Here is a 21,680-nt window from a genome sequence, read left to right on the forward strand (position 1 = left end):
GCCTATTCGACAACGTCCTCGTTGTTTTCACCGTCACTGGCAAGCATTGCCGCGCCGGCGACCGTTGTCGCCACGGCGGCAGCGGCGAGCCCGGCGGCGATGCCAGAGCCGTCGCCTGTGTCGGCGAGTTTTCCGCCCGAGCCCTTGCCCTTGTTGCCCTTGCCGTTCTTGTCGGCGCTGTCCGCGTTGGCGCCAGTGCCGGTGCCGGCGCCGCCTGCACTGCCCGAGGCCGCTACGGTAAAGCTTACGGCTCCATCGCTGGCGAGTGTGTAGTTTTGTGCCGCGTCGCCCAAGAGGCCGTTCACGCGCACCCAGTACGTTCCTGCGGCAAATGTTTCGCCCTCGGCCATTGCCGCGCCCGGAGCGCCGTTTGCATCGTGCACAAACTCGAGCTGGGCCGTGCAGGCATCGGTTTCGAGCTTGCCCTTGAGTGATGCCGCAATCTTGGCGCGCACGTCTTCGCCGGCCTTAAGGCCTTCGAGTCCCTCAAAATGGGGCGTCAGCGCGCGTGGATTGATATCGATGGGCACGGAGCCCCGCAGCTCCGTAACGGTCTCGTTGCCCAAGGCGTCGACATCCACGTATTCGATGGCAAACGCGCTGCCAGAAGCGGCCACGTTGAGTACGTTGCTGCTGTCGACAAGGCGGAAATGGCCCTCGCCAACGGTCTTGCCATCTTGGAGCGAGGCATCGCTCAGCGAGTCTCCATACGTCATGTGCATGCGGTCCGGGAGGCAGCATGAAACTGTTGGCTTGTGCTTCGCGTCGTAATTTCGTTGGTAGATGCTCCGGGCCAGTGCCGAATCGACAAAGTCGGACGCGATAATGCCAACGTGCTTGAGGCAATCTGACTTTGTTTTATCGCTGCCGCTGGGATTGATGTACTGGCTCTTGTACAGATGCTCGTTGACCACTCGCGCCGCGGTAAAAGGATTGCTTCCTTGTTTGTAATTCGTGCAACTGGTGTAGTTGATAGACCAGCAGCGTTCCAGGACTTGCACCTTGGCGTCATCATTGTCCTCGACGTCCACCTTGTTGCGCGTGAGATTGGTCGTCTCTCGCAGCGCCATATCGACCCAGCTAATCTTGTCGGTTCCGGTGCATTCAAAATGGTCCTGGGCGTATACCTTGGTGCAATAGGGCTCTTTGTCGCCCGCATTGCCCGTAGTCTCAAAGCCTCGCGCGTCTTGGACGAGGCACATCGACTGCCCGGAATGCGCCTTGATTTTGTCGTCCCATTGGGTGAGATCGAGGCCCCACGTGTGGCTGCTTACGCTGTTGCCGGCGAGTACAAATCGACGCAGCAGGACGATCTTTCCGCGCACCTCGTTCAGTGTGGGGATTCGGCTCGACGTGTAGAACAGATCGGGATTATCGTGCATAACCTTGGCGAAAGCCGTCGTAACGCTTTCGTCGGTAGCCTCGTCGTTGCCTCGTGACGCAAGCATGATGAGCGCTTCTGACGGGTTTTCGTTCAAAAATGTTTTGAAGTAACCGATGACATCGGAGAGATGCATAAAGCCCCCGTCTTTTTTGAGCAGGTAGCATCTTCCATGGTCGATACCGGGGTCGCCGTTCTCGTCGTTCCTTCCGAGTCGGATATCAAAATAGCGAATGCCTTCGAGCAACTGCGTCGGGATGTAATCCTGCTGGCACTTTGCTTGTGAGGATTGGGGCTCGGTGTCGTTGTCCACGCTGCAGGTGCCCGAATCATGCGTGCCCGGGATACTCAGCTCGTCGAGGTACTTGTTGTCGTCGACGTATTTCATCCAGCATGGTCCGTCGACGTAGCTGCTATACGTGGTCCAGTCGATACTTCTAACTGTGGTATTGATCTTGCCCATGTCGTAACCGATAAGTTCGAGCTCCCACGGAATGCTCTTACTCTTATGGCAGATCTTATTGTTGTCCTGGTCTTTGCCGTCCGATTCTATTGCCAGGTACTTAATGTCTTTTTTCTCGGTTTCTTTCTCGACCGTGCGGTCTCGAATGATATAGGTTCCGTTTGATTGACGTTCGAACGCAAAAGCGCGGCTGGGCTTGTTGTCATACTCGCCGCCCCATACGTGGATGACCTTTCCATCTTTGTCCGAGTCGTCGTCGACCGACCAAATGCTGTAGCCCGTCTTTTTATGCTCTTCGAAATTGAGCAAGGTGCGGATAGCATACCAGTTTGTATCGTCATTCTTGGTCGTTACGTTCTCAAGGATGAGCTTGCTGGACGTGCCGTCGTTAAACAAATGGCAGACGTTGCCGCGAACGTTGCCGTCTTGGTTGACGCTCGCGGTGCGAAGATAGCCCGCGGGGCGAAGGCGAATGACGAAATTGTCGAGGCTGTCCGACGCTGTGACAGCGTCGTCTGCAAATGCCGCGCGCACGGGAAGGCCCAATCCCGCGGTTTCGGGCAGGCTTGCAAATGGCGACAATGCCGCAAGTCCTAGGCTCAACGTAAACGCTCGGCGACTGATGGCGTGATGTTCGGTCATAACTTCTCCATTCGCAGAGTGCGGTTATGCGATAGTTTTGGTCACTATACTGCTCAGATGTTTAAAGATGCTGGTTTAATTGCCTGCGCGGCACAATAAATCGGCGGGCGGACGTGTTGGGGCGTTTGTCGTTTTCGTACTGTTGCTACATTTGGAGCGGTTCCGGCGTCCGGCATCCTCGCGTTCGTTGGCTACAGGCATAAGAAAGGGAGGGTCGGTTTACCGGCCCTCCCTGGGTACGAAGCGCTGGGGTACCGTCGCTTGTTTGCACTGCGCCCGTGTTTCCCGCTGCGCTCGCCAGTCGCTTAACGCTTGATCTCGATATCGTCGAGCTTGACGTCCATGGCCTCGGTCTTGGCCTCGGCGATGTCGTCGGCAAACTCCAGAGACTTCATCATGGTCTCGACGGCGTCCTTGTGCTCCTCGACGTTGTCGATACGCACATACACACTGCCGCCGTCAACGTCGGTGAAGTATTCGGTCGTTACGCCGCCCGAGTGCGTGAAGTAGGCACTGCGCCAGGTCTTGCCGTTGTACTTAACGGGATCGCTCTCGGTCCATCCAGAGTTGGCCTTCCACTTTGCCTCGTAGTCGAACAACTCATCGGCGTTCTTGTCAGGATCGAAGACGGGGATGAAGCGGTCGCTGGCGTGCTCGCTCTCGGTGAACTTAAACTGGGCCCTGTCGGCGGTGTCGTCTGCGACGTCGGTGATCTCGACGCCCTCGGGAACCTCGACCTTAAACCAAATGAAGTCGGTCCTCATATCCACGGCGGGCTTTTCTGCTCCGCCGCCACCGCCACTTCCGGTAGCGCCGCCGCTGCCACCGCAGCCCACCAGGGCAACTGCGGCAAAGAGGCTTATGCAGAGGGTGAGAATCGCAAAGGCCTTCTTTTTCATGGTCGTGTCCTCCTCGATCTGTAATCGTCCATGGATTACCTGCCTTTACTGTACGCGTGGACGGCTCCTTCGGGTGGGCCATGTGTCCCATTCTGAGGGCCGGATTTGCGCCGTTAAGTGGCAATATGCACGGGTCCAAAAGAGGGGAGGGCCGGTGCTGTCGGCTCTCCCCGGGGTGAGGTGCCCGTTGATTTAATGGGGCGCGCGTGCGTGGGCGTTGCCCCAACAGGTTCCTTGTTTATAGATATGCCTCAGTTTTTGACGTCCGGAAGTCTCGAAAGGTGGGCCATGTGTCCCATGTTTGCGTTGGCATGGTCTATCGTGTGCCATAGAAATCCGCGATGGCCAGGTACGCTGACGCTCATGTACTTATGGGCTAGACTTAGCACCATTATGTGATCGATGCGGTCGGTCGGTGGTTGCCACCCGACCGATGTATATGACTTGAAGGTGCGTGCGTATGAGCCAAGAGATGATGGACAAGACCTGCCGCGGGTTTGCCGAGGCGCTTGCCGCGCGCGAGCCGGTTCCCGGCGGTGGCAGCGCGAGCGCCTTTGTGGGCGCGCTGGGCGCCTCGCTGTGCGGAATGGTTGCCCGCTACGGTGCGACCAATCCCGCGCTTGCTGATCGTGCGGATGACCTGGCGCGCGCGTTTGCTCAGGCTGATGAGCTGTCCCAGGAGCTTGTCGAGTTGGTTGCCGAGGACGTTCGTGCCTACGGGCAGGTGTCCGCGGCGTACGGTATTCCGCGTGACGATCCGGCTCGAGCGACCGCGATTCAGGATGCGCTACATGTGGCCGCTATGCCGCCGTATCGCATTATGGATGCCTGCGGGCGTGCGCTGGCGCTGCTCGAGGACATGGCCGACAAGGGCTCGCGTCAGCTGCTGTCCGATGTGGCGTGCGGCGCCGTGTTCTGCCGTGCTGCTATGCAGGGCGCGAGTTTGACGCTCTTTGCGAACACCACGTCTATGAAGGATCGCGCTCGTGCTGAGGAGCTCGAGACGGCGTGTGATGAGTTGCTCGACACATGGTTGCCGCGCGCCGATGCGCTGGCGCGTCGCGCCTCCGACGCTGCAAGGAAGAGAGGATAGCCATGGCTGAACTGCTGAAGGGTGCTCCCGTTGCTCGCGCTTTGACTGAGGAACTTGCTGCTCGCTGCGCAGCCCTGCGCGAGCGGGGCGTTGTTCCGACGTTGGCTATCGTGCGTGTAGGTGAACGCGAGGACGACCTATCCTACGAGCGCGGTGCGCTCAAGCGCTGCGAAAAAGTGGGGATTGAGGCTCGTCGCGTTTTGCTTTCTGCCGATGTTTCGCAGGACGAGCTGTTGACGGCCATCGAGGACATAAATGCCGACTCGGCTGTTCATGGCTGTTTGATGTTCCGCCCGCTGCCCGCTGGACTTGACGAGGATGCGGTTGCCGCGGCGCTCGATCCCGCCAAGGATGTTGACTCCATGACGCCGGCCTCGCTGCTTACCACGCTTTCGGGTCGTGGCGAGGGCTTTGCTCCCTGCACGGCCGAGGCCGTGTTGGCGTTGCTGGACCATTACAGTGTTGAGCTGGATGGGGCCAAGGTTGCGGTCGTCGGTCGGTCTCTGGTGATTGGTCGTCCCGTTGCCGCCATGCTTACGGCTCGCAATGCCACGGTGACGATGTGCCATACGCATACACGCGATCTTGCTGCCGAGTGCCGTTCTGCCGATATCGTTGTTGCGGCCGTTGGACGCGCGAGCACGATTGGCGCGGATGCCGTTCGCGAGGGCCAGACGATCATTGATGTTGGCATTAACTGGGACGAGGCCGCTGGCAAGCTGGTCGGGGACATCGATTTTGATGCTGCGGAGCCGGTCGTTAACGCCATCACGCCCGTGCCGGGCGGCGTGGGGGCTGTGACCACCGCGATTCTCGCCAAACACGTGATTGAGGCGGCGGAGCGCGCATCGAAATAGGCGTTTTGGGCTGTTTGAGGGGGTTAGCTATATACCACGTGGTCAAACAATGCCAAATATGAGTACTGTTGCCAAGATAGTCACATATGTCTTACGTCTTTTTGGCTTCCTAACGGTATCCATTATCGTTAGGAAGCCTATTTTATTGAACTTATGGGGAATAACGTTGTCTTACTTTTGGGCAAATGGGGATTTTCGGCACTCGTTACAGGGAAATTTGCTGCCACTAAATTGGTGACAGTACTCATATTTGGCATTTTTGACCACGGGGGCTGCCGAGGCCGTGGTTTCGCCCTTTCTGCGCCGAAGCGATACACTGTTGTCGTTTGATTTCTTCGCTCAAGGAGGATGCGCATGCCGTGCACAACGATTCTGGTCGGTAAGAACGCAAGCTACGACGGGTCGACCCTGGTCGCCCGCAACGAGGACTCGTCCAACGGGGTGTTTGAGCCCAAGCGTATGCGCGTGGTGCATCCCGACGAGCAGCCGCGCGTCTACATGAGCGTCCTGAGTCACCTGACCGTTGAACTGCCCGATAACCCCATGCGCTACACGAGCGTCCCCGATGTTGTCCCGGGCCACGGCATCTGGGCCGAGGCCGGTTTCAACGAGCTCAATGTGGGCATGTCCGCAACCGAGACGCTCACCACCAACGAGCGCGTCCGCGGCGCCGACCCACTCGTGGACTACGTGCCCGCCAAGGGCAACGAGGGTGAGGACGGCTATGTGCCGGCGCAACCTGGTGGCCTGGGCGAGGAGGACATGGTGACCCTGGTGCTGCCGTATGCCAAGTCCGCCCGCGACGGCGTTCGTATCCTGGGCGACCTGCTCGAGCGCTACGGCACCTACGAGAACAACGGCATCGCCTTTAGCGACGTGGACGAGATCTGGTGGCTCGAGACCATCGGCGGTCACCACTGGATTGCCAAGCGTGTGCCCGATGACGCCTATGTGACCATGCCCAACCAACTGGGTATCGACAGCTTTGACCTGGATGACGCCGAGGGCGCCCAGGCCGACCACATGTGCTCCGCCGACCTGCGCGCCTGGATGGGCGAGTGGCATCTGGACCTGACGCTGGGCGTCGAGGGTGACGGTCCGGCGGCGGTCTTTAACCCACGCGACGCCTTTGGCTCGCACAGCGACAGCGACCACGTCTACAACACGCCGCGCGCCTGGTACATGCAGCGCTGCCTCAACCCCAGCGACGTGTGGGATGGCCCCGACGCCGACTACACGCCCGAGAGCGACGACATCCCCTGGAGCCGTGTGCCCGAGCGCAAGGTGACCATCGAGGACATTAAGTACGTGCTTTCGAGCCACTACCAGGGTACGGAGTACGACTGCTACGGCAGCAAGGGCACGCCCGCCACGCGCGGCGCCTATCGCCCCATCGGCATCAACCGCAACAGCCAGCTCGCCGTGTTGCAACTACGCCCCTATGCGCAGCCGGCGTATCGCGCCGTGCAGTGGATGGCCTTTGGTTCCAACTCGTTTAACGCGCTGGTTCCGCTGTACGCCAACGTCGAGACCATGCCCGAGTACTATGCCGACACGCAGGCTCGCGTAACGTCCGAAAACTTCTACTGGGCCAACCGCCTGATCGGTGCCCTGGCCGACGTCCGTTTCCATGAGTGCGGTCGCGCGGTCGAGGATTATCAGGAGAAGGTCGGTGGCATGGGCCACAAACAGATCCATGACGTCGACGCCGCCGTAGCCACCCTGCCCGAGGCCGAGGTGTCTGCCGAGCTTGCCCGCGCCAACGAGGAGTTTGCCGAGCGCGTGCGGGTGGAGACCGACGCCCTGTTGGGCAAGGTACTCTACACCACGAGCTGCGCCATGAAGAACTCTTTCGCGATGAACGACAACGAGAGGTAGGGATTTCCCGTCGATCGAATAGCGCTGAAACGCTTTGTCGCTTTCGCTCAATCTTGGGTACAAGAACGCCAATGCAGTTGTTTGTGATTGGAGACAACCATGGTTATGAAACTCGATCAGCTTGTTAACGGCGCCATCAACGTGGGCTTTGGCGCCGCCGCCGTTGCCGTCGAGGGCAGCAAGAAGGTTCTTGACGACCTTAATACCAAGGGTGAGCAGGTGCGCAAGGACGCCGGCGCCCCCGATATCGCCCGCAGTGTGTCCGACATGTTCGAGCAGGCCGGCGGCACCATCTCCAATCTGACCGAGCGCCTGGGCATGCAGGGCGAGACCGCGGCCCAGCGCGTGCTCGACGAGCTCATCCTTGCTCGCGTCCGCGTTATGACCGCGTCCGAGCGCACGGCCTTCCTGGCCCATGTGCGCGATATCGTCGATTCGGTCGAGGACAACGTGACCTCGGTGCCCGTCGAGTCCGTTGAGCCCGACGATGCGAAGGATACCGAAGAGGCCGAGTAGCAGCGCAGATGGCAGATTCCACCACCGATTACAACAAACTAGATCCCCTGGGTGACGAGGCGGCGGTTGTCGATGAGGTCGACGCTGCCGTCTCGGGCGCTCGCAAGAAGCCACGCGCTGTCGATATGGTGCCCGAGGAGCCCGACGCGATGGCACCGGACGAGGAATACCAGCTCACGCCGGCGGGTCGTCGCGAACGCATTGGGCAGATTGTTCGCCTGGTCAAAAAGTACCGCGTGTGGGATAACCTCACGCCGGTTCGTTTGCGCCGCCTGCTCGAGGAACTCGGCCCTATGTTCGTCAAGATGGGGCAGATTCTGGCCAACCGGTCCGAGATTCTGCCGCAACGCTTTTGCGACGAGCTGCGTCGTCTGCGCTCCGACGTGGAGCCGGTGCCGTACGAGGTAGTGCTTCGCTGTCTGGAGGAAGAATACGGCCTGCGCCTGGGGGAGATGTTCGATGCGATCGATCCCAATCCGCTTGGTAGCGCATCGCTCGCGCAGGTGCACCGCGCTCGTCTGGTGACGGGCGAGGATGTGGCCGTCAAGGTGCAGCGCCCCGGTGCGCAGCAGGTTATGGCGCAGGACATCGATATCATCCGCTCGGTGGTGCGTATCGTTTCCAAGTTCGTCAACACCGATCAATTCGTTGACCTGCACGGCGTGGTCGAGGAGCTGTGGACCTCGTTTCGCGAGGAGACCAACTTTTTGGCCGAGGCCAAAAACCTCAACGACTTCTACGAGTTCCATAAGAGCGTTCATGGCGTGACGTGCCCTAAATCCTATCTGGACCTGTGCACCGAACACGTGGTGGTTATGGACTACGTCGACGGCATTTCGATCGCCGATCCTGAACGCTTGGTGGCCGAGGGCTATGACTTGGAAAAGATCGGTGCCGCGATTGTCGAGGACTACTCGTCGCAGGTGCTTGATGACGGCTTTTTCCATGCCGACCCGCATGCGGGAAACATCATTCTCAAGGACGGCATCGTTTACTTTATCGACTTGGGCATGGTCGGGCGTATGTCGAGCCACGACCGTGGCATCGTCAAGGACATGATTTTCGCCGTGGCCGAGGGTGACGTGCCCAAGCTCAAGGATTCGCTCATGCGCTTCGCCGTGACGCGTGGCGACTCGGCCGAGCTCGATCATTCAGCGTTTTTGTCCGATTTGGACTTTATCGTGGCTGACTTTGCGGGCCTTGACCTTAAGGACCTAGATATCGGCGAGTTTTTGACCTCGCTGTTAAACCTCGCGCGCAAAAATGACGTTGAGCTGCCGAGCGTGGTGACGATGTTCGCCCGCGGCATGGTGACGCTCGAGGGCCTGCTGACCGAGTACATGCCCGACGTCAACATGATCCAGATCATTCAGGCACACATCAAAAACGAGAAGAGCACCTATGCGCGCGTGCGCGATATGAGTCGCGACTTTGCGGCGAGCAGTTATCGCGCGGCGAAGGGCTCACTCGAGGCGGCTGAGTATCTGGGCCTGGCTTCGCGTATGCTCACACGCGGCCAGCTTAAGGTGAACACGCAGATCATGAGCAGCGATAAGGCGCTGCGACAGCTGGGTGGGATTATCGACCGCATGTCGATGGCTATCGTTATCGCCGGTCTGTTTATCGGTTCGTCGGTGGTGTACTACGCGCGCATCGAGCCGGTTGTGTTTGGTATCCCGGTCATTGGCTTTATGGGCTACGTGAGCGCGCTGGTGCTGGCACTTATGCTGGGCCGCAATATCTGGCTCAACAGCCACGGCGGCAAGCACTAGAGTCTGCGACCGTCACCGCATTTTCCTATCGCAAACAATAGCTTTTACCTTGGGCTTCGCCTGCGTGCGAGGCCCTTTTGCGTGATAGCATATTGACGGTATTAATCGATGGCCTAGATGGTGGTGCGGAGACGCACGAATGCGCGGTTTTCCTGCGCGTTTGGGAGAATCGGGGTGCAAGTCCCCGGCTGTACCAGTAACCGTAATTCCTCTTGGCTCGGGATGCTCGCGTCGCAGATCGGACGACGTGCCCGAGCCGTTAAGGTTAAGTCGGATCGCCTCCCGTCTTGCATGCGGCTGCGGCTTTTGCCGCCGGTGTGCATAGGGCTCTGGAGGGAAGGGGGTCCCCGATGGGGGAACTCGAGCGCAACATGCGCGATGACGTGGGGCAGTCTCAAGGCAACGCTCCAAGTACAGACAGTAGGAGACAAATGGATATGTTTGAGGACAAGCGTGAGCGCGCCTCGTTGCATCGCCGTGGCGCGATTGCACGCGGTGTAGCCAAGCGCGGCCTGGTGGCATTCCTGGCCTTCGCGATGGCCTTTGGCACCACACCGGCTCAGCTGTGGGCCGAGGGCGCCGAGGGCATTGCCGAGGCTGTGGCTCAGGCTGCGACGCCGGGCGAGGACGCAGCGCTTGCGGGCGGTACCGCTGAGCAGAGCGGCGCCGAGGTTTCGGATTCCGAGGGCGCGCCTGCAGCTAGTGCAGCCATAACAGAGGCAACAACTGGCGACGAAGGCTCGGTGACGGGGGAGAGCCCTGCCACGAGCGAGCAGTCTTCGACGGCGTCCGCTGGCCAAGCGGGACCTGCCGCCGCGACTGCCGTCCGGACAGAGAACCCGACAGAAACCGGCGATGTCGCCAAGAAGCAGGTTGAGGTCTCGTTCTCGATTATCGGCACCGATGCTGACGGCAAGGCTCAGACCTGGGTGGCACCTGCGCAGCTCAAGCTCGACGAGGGCGCGACGGCTGCGGATGCCTTCATTAAGCTGCAGGAGAAGACGGGCTTCAAGGCGAAGTACGAACCGAACACGGCATACGGTTTCTACCTCGAAAGCATCACATCTCCGAGCGATGGTCGCACGCTTGCCTACGATCCGACGACTTATGCCTTCTGGCAGCTGTTCGTCGACGGCGCGTCTTCCTCGGTTGGCGCGAGCAGCGTCAAGCTCACCCAGGGGCAGAAGATTGAGTTTGCCTATACGGCTGGTAGCTCGTCCCCTGTCGTTAAGGACCAGGTTGCCGCAAATGTGACCGTCATTGGTCGCGATGCCCAGGGCAAGTCTCAGACTTGGGTCGATAACGCGCAGTATGTGGTGACGTCCGGCTCGAGCGCACTTGACCTTACGAAGGTCGCGCTCGAGGCGAATGATATTGACGCCGTTGCTGCGGGCTCCTTCATTCTGAGCCTTAAGTACAACGGTGTTGAGCTGGGTACGCCCCAAGATTATTCGACCTATTGGCAGCTGTTTATCAACGGCAAGTCGAGTGACTATACGGCGGACAATGTCACCATCCATGCCGGCGATACCGTTACGTGGTTCTACGGTGGCTGGGGCGACCAGTTGCCGTCCGATTCTGTCCATGCTTCTGTTCAGGTTCTCGGTAAGGACAAGGACGGCAAGCAGCAGGTTTGGGCTTCGACGGGTCAGACGAGTCTCAAGGCGGGCTCTACTGCCAAGGATCTCCTTGAGCAGACCGGCCTTAAGCTCGATGCTAGCGAATCGTCTTGGGGCTGGTTCCTCAACGGTATTACTTCGCCGTTCGACAGTAAGTCCTATGGCTGGGATGCTGCGACCAATAGCTATTGGCGCTTCTACGTAAATGGCAAGTTCGCCGACGCTGGCGCCGGTGTCTACAAGCTCCAGGAGGGTGACGCCGTCACCTTTATGTATGGTGCTGACGCCGATGCCCTCCCCGGTCAGGTGCTTGGATCCGCCGATGTTATCGGTCCCGATGTCAACGGGAACAATACGCGTTGGGGCACGGCAAGCAATGTTTCTCTGCCCGAAGGCTCCACGGCCCAGAACCTTATTGAGGCAGTTCTGAAGGCCAAGGGCGTTGCGTACAACGGCTCCCAGAGTGGTGAGTACTGGTTCCTGAATTCCATTACTTCGCCGTTCGATCACAAGCCGTATGGTTGGGATGCTGCGACCAATAAATACTGGCATCTGTATATCAACGGAGAGCCCTCCTTACTCTGCGCCAATCAGATTACGCTCAAGAGCGGCGATAAGGTCACGCTTGCCTATACCACCGATAATTCGCCCATGCCCGATCCCGACAAGATTGTCGTGGATCCGAGCGCGACGACTCCTGATTGGGATGCCGAGTGGGCCGGCTACGGCAACAGTGGCAACGGTTCGACCGTAACGGATGCCAAGACGCCTGCGCAGGCCGCCGGTCTTAAGTGGGCCTTCGATTGGAAGGCCGAGTCTGGTCAGCAGTATGCCAACTGCAGCGAGCCTGTCATTGCTAACGGCTTTGTGTACATCGCGACCGAGAACGAGCTCATTAAGATCGATTCGTCCACGGGCAAAAAGGTTGCCTCTGCGCCGCTTGCCTCCAAGGTGAGCTATACCTCTCGTCCGATCTATACCAATGGCCTTATCATCGTTCCGCTCAACGGCGGTGCGGTCCAGGCGATTACTGCAGACAAGCTGATCTGCAAGTGGCTGACGCCTGGTTTGACGGACTTGACGCAGAGCTCCTGCACCGTCGTTTCGGACGGCGAGTACGTCTATGTAGGCTCGGTCGATATTTCGTATGACGAGAATTACAACGCGACCTACGGCAACGGCTCCTTTGCGCGCATTAAGATTGCCACGGGCGAAGTTTCTTGGCAGAACATCGACCCTGCCGAGGGCTATTACTGGACTGGTGCGGCTTTGACGGATAAGTATGCCATCGTTCCTACGAGCGCAGGTACGCTTAAGTGCATTGATAAGGCAACGGGTGATGTCGTTTCGACCATGAAGCTCGGCGCCCTTGCGAACGCTGACTGCGTCGCCGATCCGTCCAATGGCTCGACCTTCTATCAGATGACGCACGACGGAAAGCTCCATGTGATTTCGCTTTCGGCGAAGGGCGTGCTGAGTGAACAGAAGACGGTTGATCTGGGCCTTACGAATAATCTGAGCGCCCCTGCGGTGTCTGGTGACAATCTGATTGTCGGCGGACAGACGGCTACTGGCTCTGCTCTGGTTCTCTATAACCTGAAGACGGGTAAGACCACGATGGTCGCTGCTGCCGACGGCAAGGCGCTGCCGGCTGGCCTCAACGGTATTGCTGCTACTCCGCTGGTGAGTGTTCAGGGCGGCAAGACCTATGTGTACTTCACCGTTAACAGCGCGGATAGCAAGGATTACGTCAACTACTCTGCTGGTGGTGGCGTGTATCGCTATACGCTCGGCGATGCAGAGGCGACGCAGATTTATGATGCGGCTGGCCATTACCAGTACTGTGACTCTCCGGTCATTGCCGATGCTTCTGGCAATCTCTACTACATTAATGATTCGGGCACGCTGTTTAAACTTGGAGCTGTCGAGTCTTGGACGGTTGCCTTTAACTCCAACGGCGGGTCTGCTTGCGACACTAAGTTTGTTGCTACGGCCGATGGCAAGCTGGTCAAGCCGGCCGATCCGACGCGCGATGGCTACACTTTCGGCGGTTGGTATACCGATGAGGCTTGCACGCAGGCGTATGACTTTAGCACGCCGGTGACGGCCGATCTGACGCTGTATGCCAAGTGGACCAAGAATGCCGTTAACCCTGGCGGTAATGGCGGCGCAGGTTCGAATGGCGGCGGCGGTTCTGGTACCGGTACTGGTTCCGGCACTGGCGCTGGCACTGGCACGGGTTCCGGCTCCGGCTCGAAGGGCGGCGCTGTCGCCCCGGGTCATAAGCCGACGACCAAGACGACGGTGTCGACCAAGACCGAGACCAAGGACAACAAGTCCGACAAGAAGGATGAGAAGAAGTCTGACAAGAAGGACAACAAGTCCGACAAGAAGTCCGATTCCAAGTCCGATACGGGTGCTGCTTCCACGGCCACTGCTAAGAAGTCCTCTAGTGCTTCCGAGCAGGAGACTGGCACCAACCCGCTCGCCATTGTTGGCGTTGCCGCCGGTGTCATCGGTCTCGCGCTCATCGCCGTCTTCGTGCTGACCAAGCGCGGCAAGGGTGACGGTAATGCCCGATAAGCCCAAGGAGACCAGCGGGCAACAGCCCGACTCCTCGTTTATCCAGCTCGATGATCCAAAGCAAAAGGGCGCCGCTTCGGCGGCGTCCGCCTCTCGTCGCAAGGCGCTCCTTGGCGTTCTTGCTGCCGCGTGCACCATTCTGATCGTCGTCTCGCTGGGTTTCGTCCATCCTTCCACAAGCGGTGCCTGGTCCATCGACTGGATCATTCAGACCGTGACGGGGGAGAGCGTCGTCACCAAGGACACCAAGGCGTCTGGCTCGACTACGACTTCGGGAGAGGCCAGTTCCAAGGATTCCAAGTCATCGAATGACGCAAAAGACGAGTCTAAGGGTTCGAACGACGGCAAGGACGATTCCGAGTCTTCAAACAAGGAATCGGACAAAAACTCGGATAGCAAGAAGTCCGAGGACCGGGGCGGCAAGAAGTCTGGCGATAAATCCGCTGCCCAAAATACGGGAGCCGGTGATACTTCCAATGCGTCTGGCGGTGCTTCTTCGGGCGGTGGCCAGTCGTCTGATGGAGCCTCATCCTCTAATGGTGGAAACGCCTCCTCGGGCAGTCAGGGCGGCTCGCAGGAGTCCAACTACGTTACGGTGACGGTTTCGGTCACATCGAGCGCTGTGGGCAATCCCGTGTCCTCTGGTGGCACCTTTACCTTTAACGAAGGCGCCACCGTTTACGATGCCCTGTGCGCGCTGGGCCTTTCTGTCAACGCACACGGCTCATCGTACGGCACGTATGTTTCTGCGATTGGTGGTTTGGCCGAGAAACAGTACGGCGGCACGAGCGGCTGGATGTACTCCGTCAACGGCACAACGCCCATGACGGCCTGCAGTAACTACGTTCTCTCCAATGGCGATAACGTCGTTTGGTATTACGTAACGGGCTAGAGGCCTCGACATAGCGCGCCAGACGGGCGGTTCGGACCAACATCCGGACCGCCCGTTTTTCGTGCGAATGGGACTGGGTCGCCGGGTCTCTCGGCAAACAAAAAACCGGTTGGAACGGGAATTCCAACCGGTTATACATTCAAGCAAATAGTGAATCGACTATGACCGTGCGCCCTCGAGGAAGAAGCGGCGGCTGAAGTAGTTGTACCAGGTGACGAGGAACGTGGCGATGGCCTTCATGGCTTGGTAGCCGATGCTCAAAAACGTGACGCCCACAAACATATACAGGTCGTTGAGGCCCAGACCGATCACCGACAGGATGGTGAAGATCGTGAACTCGCGCTTGCGGCTCATGCCCTCGCGATGGTCGAACACGTACTTCATGCTGAGCCAGTAGTTGACCACGACGGACGTGATAAACGAAACCGTGGTGCTCATCAAAAAGTCGAGGTGGAACAGCTCGACGAGCGCAATGAGCATGCCCCAGTCGATGCCAAAGGAGATAAGACCCACGACAGCAAACTTGAGGAACTGCTTGGTATGAGGTTGTGCCAGCGCCTTGCGCACGTAATCACATCCAATGCGTTGATGAATCGAGCAGAGGATACTTTAGAGCTTTTACAAGGGAAACGTAAGGTCTTTGCCAAGAACTATATGAACTCGCCAAATTTTCAAGAGCTAATCCGCAAACGTTGAAAATATGCCCGTAAACGAGCGGCACCCACGGACGATACTGCGCTGAGTGCACGTCGTCCGTGGGTGCCGTAATGCTGCAGGGGTTTCGAGCTATTTTGTCTCGTCGCCCTCCAGGAAGATTTTTCGGGTCACAAAGTTGTAGACCATGACAAGCGCGGTGGCGCAGATCTTGGCGATATTGGCCTCGAGTCCCAGGCCGGCGTTGAGCGCCAGCACGATGCCGTCGTTGAGCACCAAACCGATCACGGACAGCACGACAAAGATGATGAACTCGCGGCGGCGGCTCATGCCTTCCTTGTGCGCAAACACGTACTTCATGCTTGCGAGGTAGTTAAAGATGAGTGAGATGATAAAGCCGCTGGTGTTGGCGATTAGGATGTTAAGGCCCAGACCGTAGTGGAGCAGATTCATAATGCCAAAGTCGATAACCGTGGCAATGACACCGACGACGCCAAATTTCATGATCTGCGCAAGGAGCTTTTGCATGGTACCTGCCTTAAGCTGGCGCCAAAGCGCCGCGGGGATGACAAACTCAGCAAGTTTAGCCAATCCCCGCGGGTGGTGCTAGGCGCGCTCCTCGATAGCACCGTTTCTATACGCATCGAGCAGCTGACGCAGGTCTTGGATTTGGCTACGGATCTTGGCGCCAGTATCGGTGTCGCTCACCATGCGGCGACGGTCCGCTTGGTCAAAACGGTTGGTCTCGCTTTCGATGTCCACGTTGCGCGTGAGTGCCTCGGCAACCGTCGTAAAGGCCCGGTGCGACTTGAGGCGGCAGCCGCGCGAGCTCGAGATGAGCGTATAGCCGGCGATACCCGTCTTGGGATGGTAAGCGCGGCAGAAGCCGCCATCGATGACCAGCAGCTTGCCCTCGGCGCGGATGGGCTGCTCGCCCTTGGTGGTTTTAACGGGCGTGTGGCCGTTGATGATGTGGCCGGTCGGCGAACATGCCATGGGCGCGACGCCAAACTCGCGCATGATGTCGTCGCAGACCGAGGGCGACTTGGTAAGCGTAAAGTACGGGTCCATCGGCTCGACCCAGGTGCTCTTATCGGCGATATAGGCGCGCTCAAAGGTACGCACCAGGCGTCCGCTGGCGGGTGAATTGAAGCCAATCCACAGGTACCACATCCAGTCGAGGGCATCGCGGTCGCCCACGCGCCACGCGCGGCGGGCGATGTGGTCGCAAAAATCGAGATAATCGCGGCCGGCGTGCCAGGTGCCCAGGCAGTTCATGCTGCTAAAGGTGCCGTCTTCGTTGAGCGGAACGCAGCCGTGGAAGAGCAGGTTGCCGTTGGCGACCTTGTACATCGAGCCGTGGGAATAGAGGAAATCGATATGGCGATGCAGGTGATCGGCGGTGACAAACTCGGACACGAGCTTGTCGATGATGTGCTGCTCCTGAGACGTGAGCGTGTAGGGGTCCGCCGGGTCGACGGTGGGGAAGTCGTTGGTCGTGAGCGGCCACACGCTGCCGTCGGCGAGCGTGACCGTGCCGGTGTCGTGGTCAATCTTGTCGAGCAGCAGGCGGTCTGTCATGTCGAACTCGGGGTGACGCTGGATAATCTGGCCCTCGAGCTTAAAGAGCAGCACGTTGATGGCCTTGATCAGCGGGGTGATGGACTCACCGGCGGTATAGGTGGCATCGGCAAAGGCGACAAGCTCACGCAGCGAGATGCCGTAGTCGTTCTCGAGGATCTCGTAATTGTCGTAACGCAGGTTGTTGCGCAGCACCGTGGCGATGCAGGCGGGCTCACCGGCCGCAGCGCCCATCCACAGCAGGTCGTGGTTGCCCCACTGGATGTCGAGTGAATGGTAGGTGAGCAGACGGTCCATAATCTTGGCCGCGCCGCCGCCGCGGTCGAAGATGTCGCCCACCAGGTGCAGGTGGTCGACGGCCAGGCGCTTGATGAGCGAGGCGAGCGACTCGATAAAGTCGTCGGCGCTGGCGGTCTCCAGGATGGACTCCACGATGCGCTCGTGATAGCGCACGCGATAGTTGTTCTCGTCCGGGTGCGTGTGCAACAACTCGTCGATGATGTAGGCGTAATCGCGCGGGATGGCCTTACGCACTTTGGAGCGCGTGTAGCGGCTTGAAAGCGAACGAGCGACCATGATGAGCTGGTCAAGCATCGTCTTGTACCAGGTTGGCGAGTCCTCGCGCCGGCTGCGGACCAGGTCGATCTTCTCGCGCGGGTAGTAGATGAGCGTACACAGCTCGCCCTTTTCGTCAAAGGAGAGCGTGTCGCCAAAGATCTCGTCGACATGTTCGCGCACGACGCCCGAGCAGTTGTTGAGGATGTGCATAAAGGCTTCGTACTCGCCATGCACGTCGCTCATAAAATGCTCGGTGCCTTTGGGCAGGTTGAGGATGGCCGAGAGATTGATGATCTCGGTAAACGCGGATTGTTCGGTGGGGAACTGTCTCGAAAGCAGGCGCAGATACTTGAAGTCTTGCGGTTTGCGATCGAATGCGACCATGAAACACCTTCCAATGGGGCTGGTAAAACTGATAAACAGCGTCAAACGTTTACCAGTATGCGCCGCTTTTGTTTCGATTTTGCGCCAGCGGCTGAATTGTCGGATGAACGGTTTGGTAAATCGATTTAGTTGAGGTAGATATGGCGGTTGGGTGGAGACGACAGAGGGTGTTTTTTCAGATATTTATGCGTGGGGTCGGTGGAGACGATGGTGGTAAAGATGTTCACTATTTTTGGTTCGATTTGGTAAATAGTGGACATATGTACCGCATGTAGGCTCACTGTGCGATAATTTGCGCAGCAATGAGTAAGGAGCCTCATATGAGTGATTTTGTCCTGACCTGTGAATCCGCCGCCGATCGAACCCGTGAGTTCTTTGCGTCGCGCAATATCCCTGTCGTGTGTTTTCATTACGAGATCGACGATGTTGTCTATACGGACGATCTGTATCAGTCGATTACGCCGGACGAGTTTTTTGCCCAGATTGCCGCGGGCGCCATGCCCAAGACGTCTCAGGTGAGCGTGGGTGAGTACGAGGAGTTTTGGGAGCCGTTTGTTGCCGAGGGTAAAGACGTGCTGCACCTGACGTTGTCGTCGGGTATTTCGGGCACGTATGGATCGGCCTGCGTCGCGGCGCAGATGCTTGCGGATCGCTATCCCGAGGGCGGCAAGGTGCGCGTCATCGATTCGCTGGCGGCGTCTTCGGGCTTTGGCCTGTTGTTGGAATATGCCGCCGATGTGCGCGATAGCGGGGCTTCACTCGACGAGACGGCTGCCTGGATCGAGGAGCACAAGCTCAACCTGCACCACTGGTTCTTCTCGACCGATCTGTCGAGCTACCTGCGCGGCGGTCGCATTTCGGCCGCGAGCGCGATCATCGGCACGGCGCTTAAGATTTGCCCGCTTATGACGGTCGATTGCGAAGGTAAGCTGTCGCCACGTGAGAAGATTCGCACTAAGAAGCGCGCGATTTCCGAGATGGCTAAGACCATGATGGCACACGTACAGGACGGTGCGGATTATTCGGGTAAGTGCATCATGTCGCAGTCGGCGTGCCGCGAGGATGCCGAGGCGGTCGCGGCGCTGATTGAGGAACAGGTTCCGCAGCTTAAAGGCAAGATTGAGATCAATGACATCGGTACTCTGATTGGCTCGCATACCGGACCTGGTACGGTGGCGCTCTTCTTTATGGGCGACAAGCGCGTGGATTAATTTGCCCCATCACGTCGCTGCATGATTGCTCAAACGAAAACGGCCCGCCTCACGTTTGTGGGGCGGGCCAAGATGTTTTGCTAGCGTTTCTTTCCGCGGAAGAAAAAGCCGTGCAGTGACGGCTTGAGGCCGCGGTTGGCGCGATGCTCCTCGACGCGCTCGTGGATCGAAGCAACGCGCTCGATGACTTCGTCGGGAATCGGCACGTCGGGATTCATGTTCTCGACCTGGCTGACCTCGGCGGCGGCTACCTGGTCGATAATGGGCACATCGTCGCGCGAGATGACAGGTGTGGCGTCTTCCTTCATCTTGCGATAACGCTGCATCATGTCGGTCTGTAGCTGCTGGGCCGAAGGCGGCGTCCAGATGATGGCGTTGGCGCCGGCGGCGATGGTCTCGCGAATGCTCTCGGGCGTCTTGCCGCCCGGCGCGATGAGCGGCAGGTTGGGATAGTGCTCGCGCAGCTCGCGTAGGACCTGGGGCGTGTTCTTGCCGGCGGCGATGTTGAGAATCTTGGCGCCGGCGCGCACCTTGGCGTGGGCATCGTCGTCGCAGCGAACGACCGTGGCGATGACGGGGATGTCGGCGATGTTGGTGATGTGCTCTACCATCTCGGCGGTAGCGGGGGAGTTGACCACGCAGCCCGCCGCGCCCTGCATCTCGGAGACGGCTGCCATCTGCACGGAGCGCTTACCGGTCGTAGTTCCGCCGCCCACGCCTACAAAGACCGGGCATTCGGCGACGGTCAGCAGCGCTTGCGTAATGGCGGGCTGCGGCGTGAAAGGGTAGACCGCAAAGACGGCATCGGCGTTGGAGTTGCGGATAACCGCGACGTCGGTGGTGTAAATGAGCGACTTGATGCGTCGGCCGAAGAGCGTAAAGCCGCTGGCCTCCTCGATCTCGTCGGGCATGCGAAGGGCCGCCTTGCGCAAACGCCCGTCGATGGGCAGTGGCTCCATGGGGAGCAGTCCGTTGGGGGTCACGGCTACCTGGGGCTCGGTGAACTCGTCTGCGAGCTCGACCTCGGAGAAATCGACCGAGGCGACGATGTCCTCGTGAACCTCGGCGGGTACATCGATGGGAGCTTGGTCGTTTGCCGCGGCAGGCGTGTCGAAGGAGCTGGTGCCGACGAAGGCGTCGACGCGCTCATTTAGATCGTTGAGGGTATCCATGGAGACTCGATTCTATGTGATGACGGCCGGCGCGATGCAGCCGGAATTGCGAATGCTAAATCGTTTGACGAGTTGATTTTTCCCCGCCGCGCCATCCGTTAGACCGAAGGGCCGGCGAACGTGAAGGAGCTGTGGTGGCGGGGATCGAGGTGCTATCTTGAAAGTCCCGTTTAAAAGAGAGGTGACGCGGTATGGAATTGACAGCAATGTTTGGCTCGATTGGCCTGTGTGTGGGCGCAATCGTTGCCGCCGCGGTCATCTACTTTGTGGTCACGGCCATTAAGGGCAAAAGGGCCGAACGCAAGGAGCGCACGATGCTTAAACAGCATCGCGACCAGCAGGGCAAACGCGCACGGAGATAGCTTGTTGAGTTTTGGATCCGTGCGCTAGCTGCGTTTTCGGATCAGGGCAATGTAGAAGCCCTCAAAGTCGCGGCTAGGCGGAATGGTCAGCGTACCGGGCATACCGTTGGCGACGGCCGAGACATGGCCGGCAGCGATGGCCTCGGTGAGGGCGTTGCACTCGATATGCGGCTCCTCGCCGGCATCCTGGGCGCGACGCGTTTCACTTTCGCTCGGTGTGCCGTCGAGGGGGATAAGCTCGCAATCCATGTGCTTGTCGAGGGCCTCTTGCAGGGCGTCCTCGTTTTCCTGCGGCATGATCGAACAGGTGGAATAGACGAGCGTGCCGCCCGGTTTGAGGGCTCCCGTGGCGCGGTCCAGAAGCGCGCGCTGCGAGCGGGCGCACTTGACGAGCAGCTGCTCGGTCAGGCCGCGTAGGCTTTTCTCGTTGCCGCTGATGACGGTGCCCGTGCCGGTGCAGGGGGCGTCGAGCAGGATGCGGTCAAAGCGGAAGAACTCGTCGAGCTCGCGTGCGTCGATGCGCATGACGGGCACGTTTTTGGCACCCTGGCGATGGAGGTTCGACTCGAGCTTTTCGGCGCGGGGAATGCTCATCTCACAGGCGGTGAGGTGCGCCTGTCCCTGGGTGAGGGCGGCGATCTGCGTCGTCTTGCCGCCGGGGGCTGCGCACATGTCCAGGATGTCCTCGCCTGCCTGGGCGCCCAGGACCAACGGCGGCATCATGGATGACAGGCTCTGCAGGTAGATCTTGCCGTCGCGGTAGATGTCGAGGTCCCACAGATCAGAAACCTGGGCCTCGGGCAGGATAAAGGCGTCTGGGTACCAGGCGACGGGGTTGTGGGCGATTCCGGCGGCATCGAGCGCCGCAGCGATGTCCTCGGCGGTCGCCTTGAGCGTATTGGCGCGCAGCGTGACCGGGCGTGTGGCCGCGGCGCCGAAGCCCTCGATCATGAGCTCGGCATCGGCGGGCGCATAGGCGCCGGCGACCGTGTCGACCATAAAGCGCGGCAGGTCGGCGGCGGAGTGTTGGGCGGCAAGCTGGTCGGAAAGCTCGGTGGCAGCAAACTGCCTAAGCTTGAGCTCGGGCTTAACCTGCTTTTTCTGCTTACGACGACGCGGCTTGGACATCCGTCTTTCCTCCCCATTCCATTACATGTCGAGTG

Annotated in this window: 16 protein-coding genes; 9 read left to right on the forward strand and 7 right to left on the reverse strand. The window is 59.2% G+C overall.

Annotation, left to right across the window (positions count from 1 at the left end; translation table 11 throughout):
* Nucleotides 1-2: 2 nt before the first annotated feature.
* On the reverse strand, nucleotides 3-2,486 hold the full coding sequence (locus AAAX72_RS08070; RefSeq protein ID WP_349129891.1) for a phosphatidylinositol-specific phospholipase C: 2,484 nt from the start codon (nucleotides 2,484-2,486) through the stop codon (nucleotides 3-5).
* 305 nt (nucleotides 2,487-2,791) lie between these two features.
* Nucleotides 2,792-3,385: a hypothetical protein gene (locus AAAX72_RS08075; RefSeq protein WP_349129893.1), complete on the reverse strand. Its 594-nt coding sequence runs from the start codon at nucleotides 3,383-3,385 to the stop codon at nucleotides 2,792-2,794.
* Between the two features lie 460 nt (nucleotides 3,386-3,845).
* On the opposite strand from AAAX72_RS08075, the gene AAAX72_RS08080 reads away from it, so the two are divergent.
* The 7 genes from AAAX72_RS08080 to AAAX72_RS08110 all read left to right on the forward strand — a co-directional run bounded on the left by AAAX72_RS08080 (nucleotide 3,846) and on the right by AAAX72_RS08110 (nucleotide 14,595).
* Entirely contained in the window at nucleotides 3,846-4,478 is a 633-nt protein-coding gene (locus AAAX72_RS08080) for a cyclodeaminase/cyclohydrolase family protein (RefSeq protein WP_333644731.1), read from the forward strand.
* A gap of 2 nt (nucleotides 4,479-4,480) precedes the next feature.
* The gene (locus AAAX72_RS08085; RefSeq protein ID WP_349129894.1) at nucleotides 4,481-5,335 is read left to right on the forward strand and encodes a tetrahydrofolate dehydrogenase/cyclohydrolase catalytic domain-containing protein; all 855 of its coding nucleotides are present in this window, start codon (nucleotides 4,481-4,483) and stop codon (nucleotides 5,333-5,335) included.
* A 354-nt stretch (nucleotides 5,336-5,689) separates the two neighbouring features.
* Nucleotides 5,690-7,213 carry a C69 family dipeptidase gene (locus AAAX72_RS08090; RefSeq protein WP_349129896.1) on the forward strand — a complete coding sequence of 508 codons (1,524 nt, stop codon included), beginning with the start codon at nucleotides 5,690-5,692 and terminating at the stop codon, nucleotides 7,211-7,213.
* 99 nt (nucleotides 7,214-7,312) lie between these two features.
* The gene (locus AAAX72_RS08095) at nucleotides 7,313-7,729 is read left to right on the forward strand and encodes a hypothetical protein (protein WP_349129898.1); all 417 of its coding nucleotides are present in this window, start codon (nucleotides 7,313-7,315) and stop codon (nucleotides 7,727-7,729) included.
* Nucleotides 7,730-7,737: 8 nt separating this feature from the next.
* Nucleotides 7,738-9,501: an AarF/UbiB family protein gene (locus AAAX72_RS08100; protein ID WP_349129899.1), complete on the forward strand. Its 1,764-nt coding sequence runs from the start codon at nucleotides 7,738-7,740 to the stop codon at nucleotides 9,499-9,501.
* Nucleotides 9,502-9,932: 431 nt separating this feature from the next.
* The gene (locus AAAX72_RS08105; protein WP_349129900.1) at nucleotides 9,933-13,703 is read left to right on the forward strand and encodes a DUF4430 domain-containing protein; all 3,771 of its coding nucleotides are present in this window, start codon (nucleotides 9,933-9,935) and stop codon (nucleotides 13,701-13,703) included.
* Nucleotides 13,693-14,595 carry a DUF4430 domain-containing protein gene (locus AAAX72_RS08110; protein WP_349129901.1) on the forward strand — a complete coding sequence of 301 codons (903 nt, stop codon included), beginning with the start codon at nucleotides 13,693-13,695 and terminating at the stop codon, nucleotides 14,593-14,595. The genes AAAX72_RS08105 and AAAX72_RS08110 overlap by 11 nt, the downstream gene beginning before the upstream one ends.
* Nucleotides 14,596-14,754: 159 nt before the next feature.
* Here AAAX72_RS08110 and AAAX72_RS08115 read toward each other — a convergent pair whose 3' ends face one another.
* The 3 genes from AAAX72_RS08115 to AAAX72_RS08125 all read right to left on the reverse strand — a co-directional run bounded on the left by AAAX72_RS08115 (nucleotide 14,755) and on the right by AAAX72_RS08125 (nucleotide 17,772).
* Complete coding sequence (locus AAAX72_RS08115; protein WP_022095123.1) at nucleotides 14,755-15,162, reverse strand: GtrA family protein; 408 nt, start codon at nucleotides 15,160-15,162, stop codon at nucleotides 14,755-14,757.
* Nucleotides 15,163-15,381: 219 nt separating this feature from the next.
* The gene (locus AAAX72_RS08120; RefSeq protein WP_022095122.1) at nucleotides 15,382-15,777 is read right to left on the reverse strand and encodes a GtrA family protein; all 396 of its coding nucleotides are present in this window, start codon (nucleotides 15,775-15,777) and stop codon (nucleotides 15,382-15,384) included.
* Nucleotides 15,778-15,855: 78 nt separating this feature from the next.
* Nucleotides 15,856-17,772, reverse strand: a complete 1,917-nt coding sequence (locus AAAX72_RS08125; RefSeq protein ID WP_349129902.1) for a fructose-1,6-bisphosphatase — start codon at nucleotides 17,770-17,772, stop codon at nucleotides 15,856-15,858.
* A 320-nt stretch (nucleotides 17,773-18,092) separates the two neighbouring features.
* On the opposite strand from AAAX72_RS08125, the gene AAAX72_RS08130 reads away from it, so the two are divergent.
* Entirely contained in the window at nucleotides 18,093-18,983 is an 891-nt protein-coding gene (locus tag AAAX72_RS08130) for a DegV family protein (RefSeq protein ID WP_055285769.1), read from the forward strand.
* 80 nt (nucleotides 18,984-19,063) lie between these two features.
* On the opposite strand, the gene AAAX72_RS08135 is transcribed toward AAAX72_RS08130, so the two are convergent.
* A complete protein-coding gene (locus tag AAAX72_RS08135; protein WP_089572116.1) occupies nucleotides 19,064-20,155 on the reverse strand; it encodes a hypothetical protein in 1,092 nt (363 codons plus the stop codon).
* 191 nt (nucleotides 20,156-20,346) lie between these two features.
* Between AAAX72_RS08135 and AAAX72_RS08140 the strand changes: the two genes are divergently transcribed.
* Nucleotides 20,347-20,517 carry a hypothetical protein gene (locus tag AAAX72_RS08140; RefSeq protein ID WP_158551274.1) on the forward strand — a complete coding sequence of 57 codons (171 nt, stop codon included), beginning with the start codon at nucleotides 20,347-20,349 and terminating at the stop codon, nucleotides 20,515-20,517.
* 24 nt (nucleotides 20,518-20,541) lie between these two features.
* Here AAAX72_RS08140 and AAAX72_RS08145 read toward each other — a convergent pair whose 3' ends face one another.
* A complete protein-coding gene (locus AAAX72_RS08145) occupies nucleotides 20,542-21,645 on the reverse strand; it encodes an RsmB/NOP family class I SAM-dependent RNA methyltransferase (RefSeq protein WP_349129904.1) in 1,104 nt (367 codons plus the stop codon).
* Nucleotides 21,646-21,680: the final 35 nt, after the last annotated feature.

This window comes from Collinsella sp. CLA-ER-H8, from assembly GCF_040092335.1.
In the GTDB taxonomy this organism is placed as follows: Bacteria; Actinomycetota; Coriobacteriia; order Coriobacteriales; family Coriobacteriaceae; genus Collinsella.

Excerpts from the sequence above, each read along its gene's own strand:
- AAAX72_RS08090 (WP_349129896.1), top strand. The coding sequence starts at position 5,690 with ATGCCGTGCACAACGATTCTGGTCGGTAAGAACGCAAGCTACGACGGG.
- AAAX72_RS08095 (WP_349129898.1), top strand. The coding sequence starts at position 7,313 with ATGGTTATGAAACTCGATCAGCTTGTTAACGGCGCCATCAACGTGGGC.
- AAAX72_RS08145 (WP_349129904.1), bottom strand. The coding sequence starts at position 21,645 with ATGTCCAAGCCGCGTCGTCGTAAGCAGAAAAAGCAGGTTAAGCCCGAG.
- AAAX72_RS08135 (WP_089572116.1), bottom strand. The coding sequence starts at position 20,155 with ATGGATACCCTCAACGATCTAAATGAGCGCGTCGACGCCTTCGTCGGC.
- AAAX72_RS08110 (WP_349129901.1), top strand. The coding sequence starts at position 13,693 with ATGCCCGATAAGCCCAAGGAGACCAGCGGGCAACAGCCCGACTCCTCG.
- AAAX72_RS08140 (WP_158551274.1), top strand. The coding sequence starts at position 20,347 with ATGGAATTGACAGCAATGTTTGGCTCGATTGGCCTGTGTGTGGGCGCA.
- AAAX72_RS08100 (WP_349129899.1), top strand. The coding sequence starts at position 7,738 with ATGGCAGATTCCACCACCGATTACAACAAACTAGATCCCCTGGGTGAC.
- AAAX72_RS08080 (WP_333644731.1), top strand. The coding sequence starts at position 3,846 with ATGAGCCAAGAGATGATGGACAAGACCTGCCGCGGGTTTGCCGAGGCG.
- AAAX72_RS08085 (WP_349129894.1), top strand. The coding sequence starts at position 4,481 with ATGGCTGAACTGCTGAAGGGTGCTCCCGTTGCTCGCGCTTTGACTGAG.
- AAAX72_RS08105 (WP_349129900.1), top strand. The coding sequence starts at position 9,933 with ATGGATATGTTTGAGGACAAGCGTGAGCGCGCCTCGTTGCATCGCCGT.
- AAAX72_RS08130 (WP_055285769.1), top strand. The coding sequence starts at position 18,093 with ATGAGTGATTTTGTCCTGACCTGTGAATCCGCCGCCGATCGAACCCGT.
- AAAX72_RS08120 (WP_022095122.1), bottom strand. The coding sequence starts at position 15,777 with ATGCAAAAGCTCCTTGCGCAGATCATGAAATTTGGCGTCGTCGGTGTC.
- AAAX72_RS08070 (WP_349129891.1), bottom strand. The coding sequence starts at position 2,486 with ATGACCGAACATCACGCCATCAGTCGCCGAGCGTTTACGTTGAGCCTA.
- AAAX72_RS08125 (WP_349129902.1), bottom strand. The coding sequence starts at position 17,772 with ATGGTCGCATTCGATCGCAAACCGCAAGACTTCAAGTATCTGCGCCTG.
- AAAX72_RS08075 (WP_349129893.1), bottom strand. The coding sequence starts at position 3,385 with ATGAAAAAGAAGGCCTTTGCGATTCTCACCCTCTGCATAAGCCTCTTT.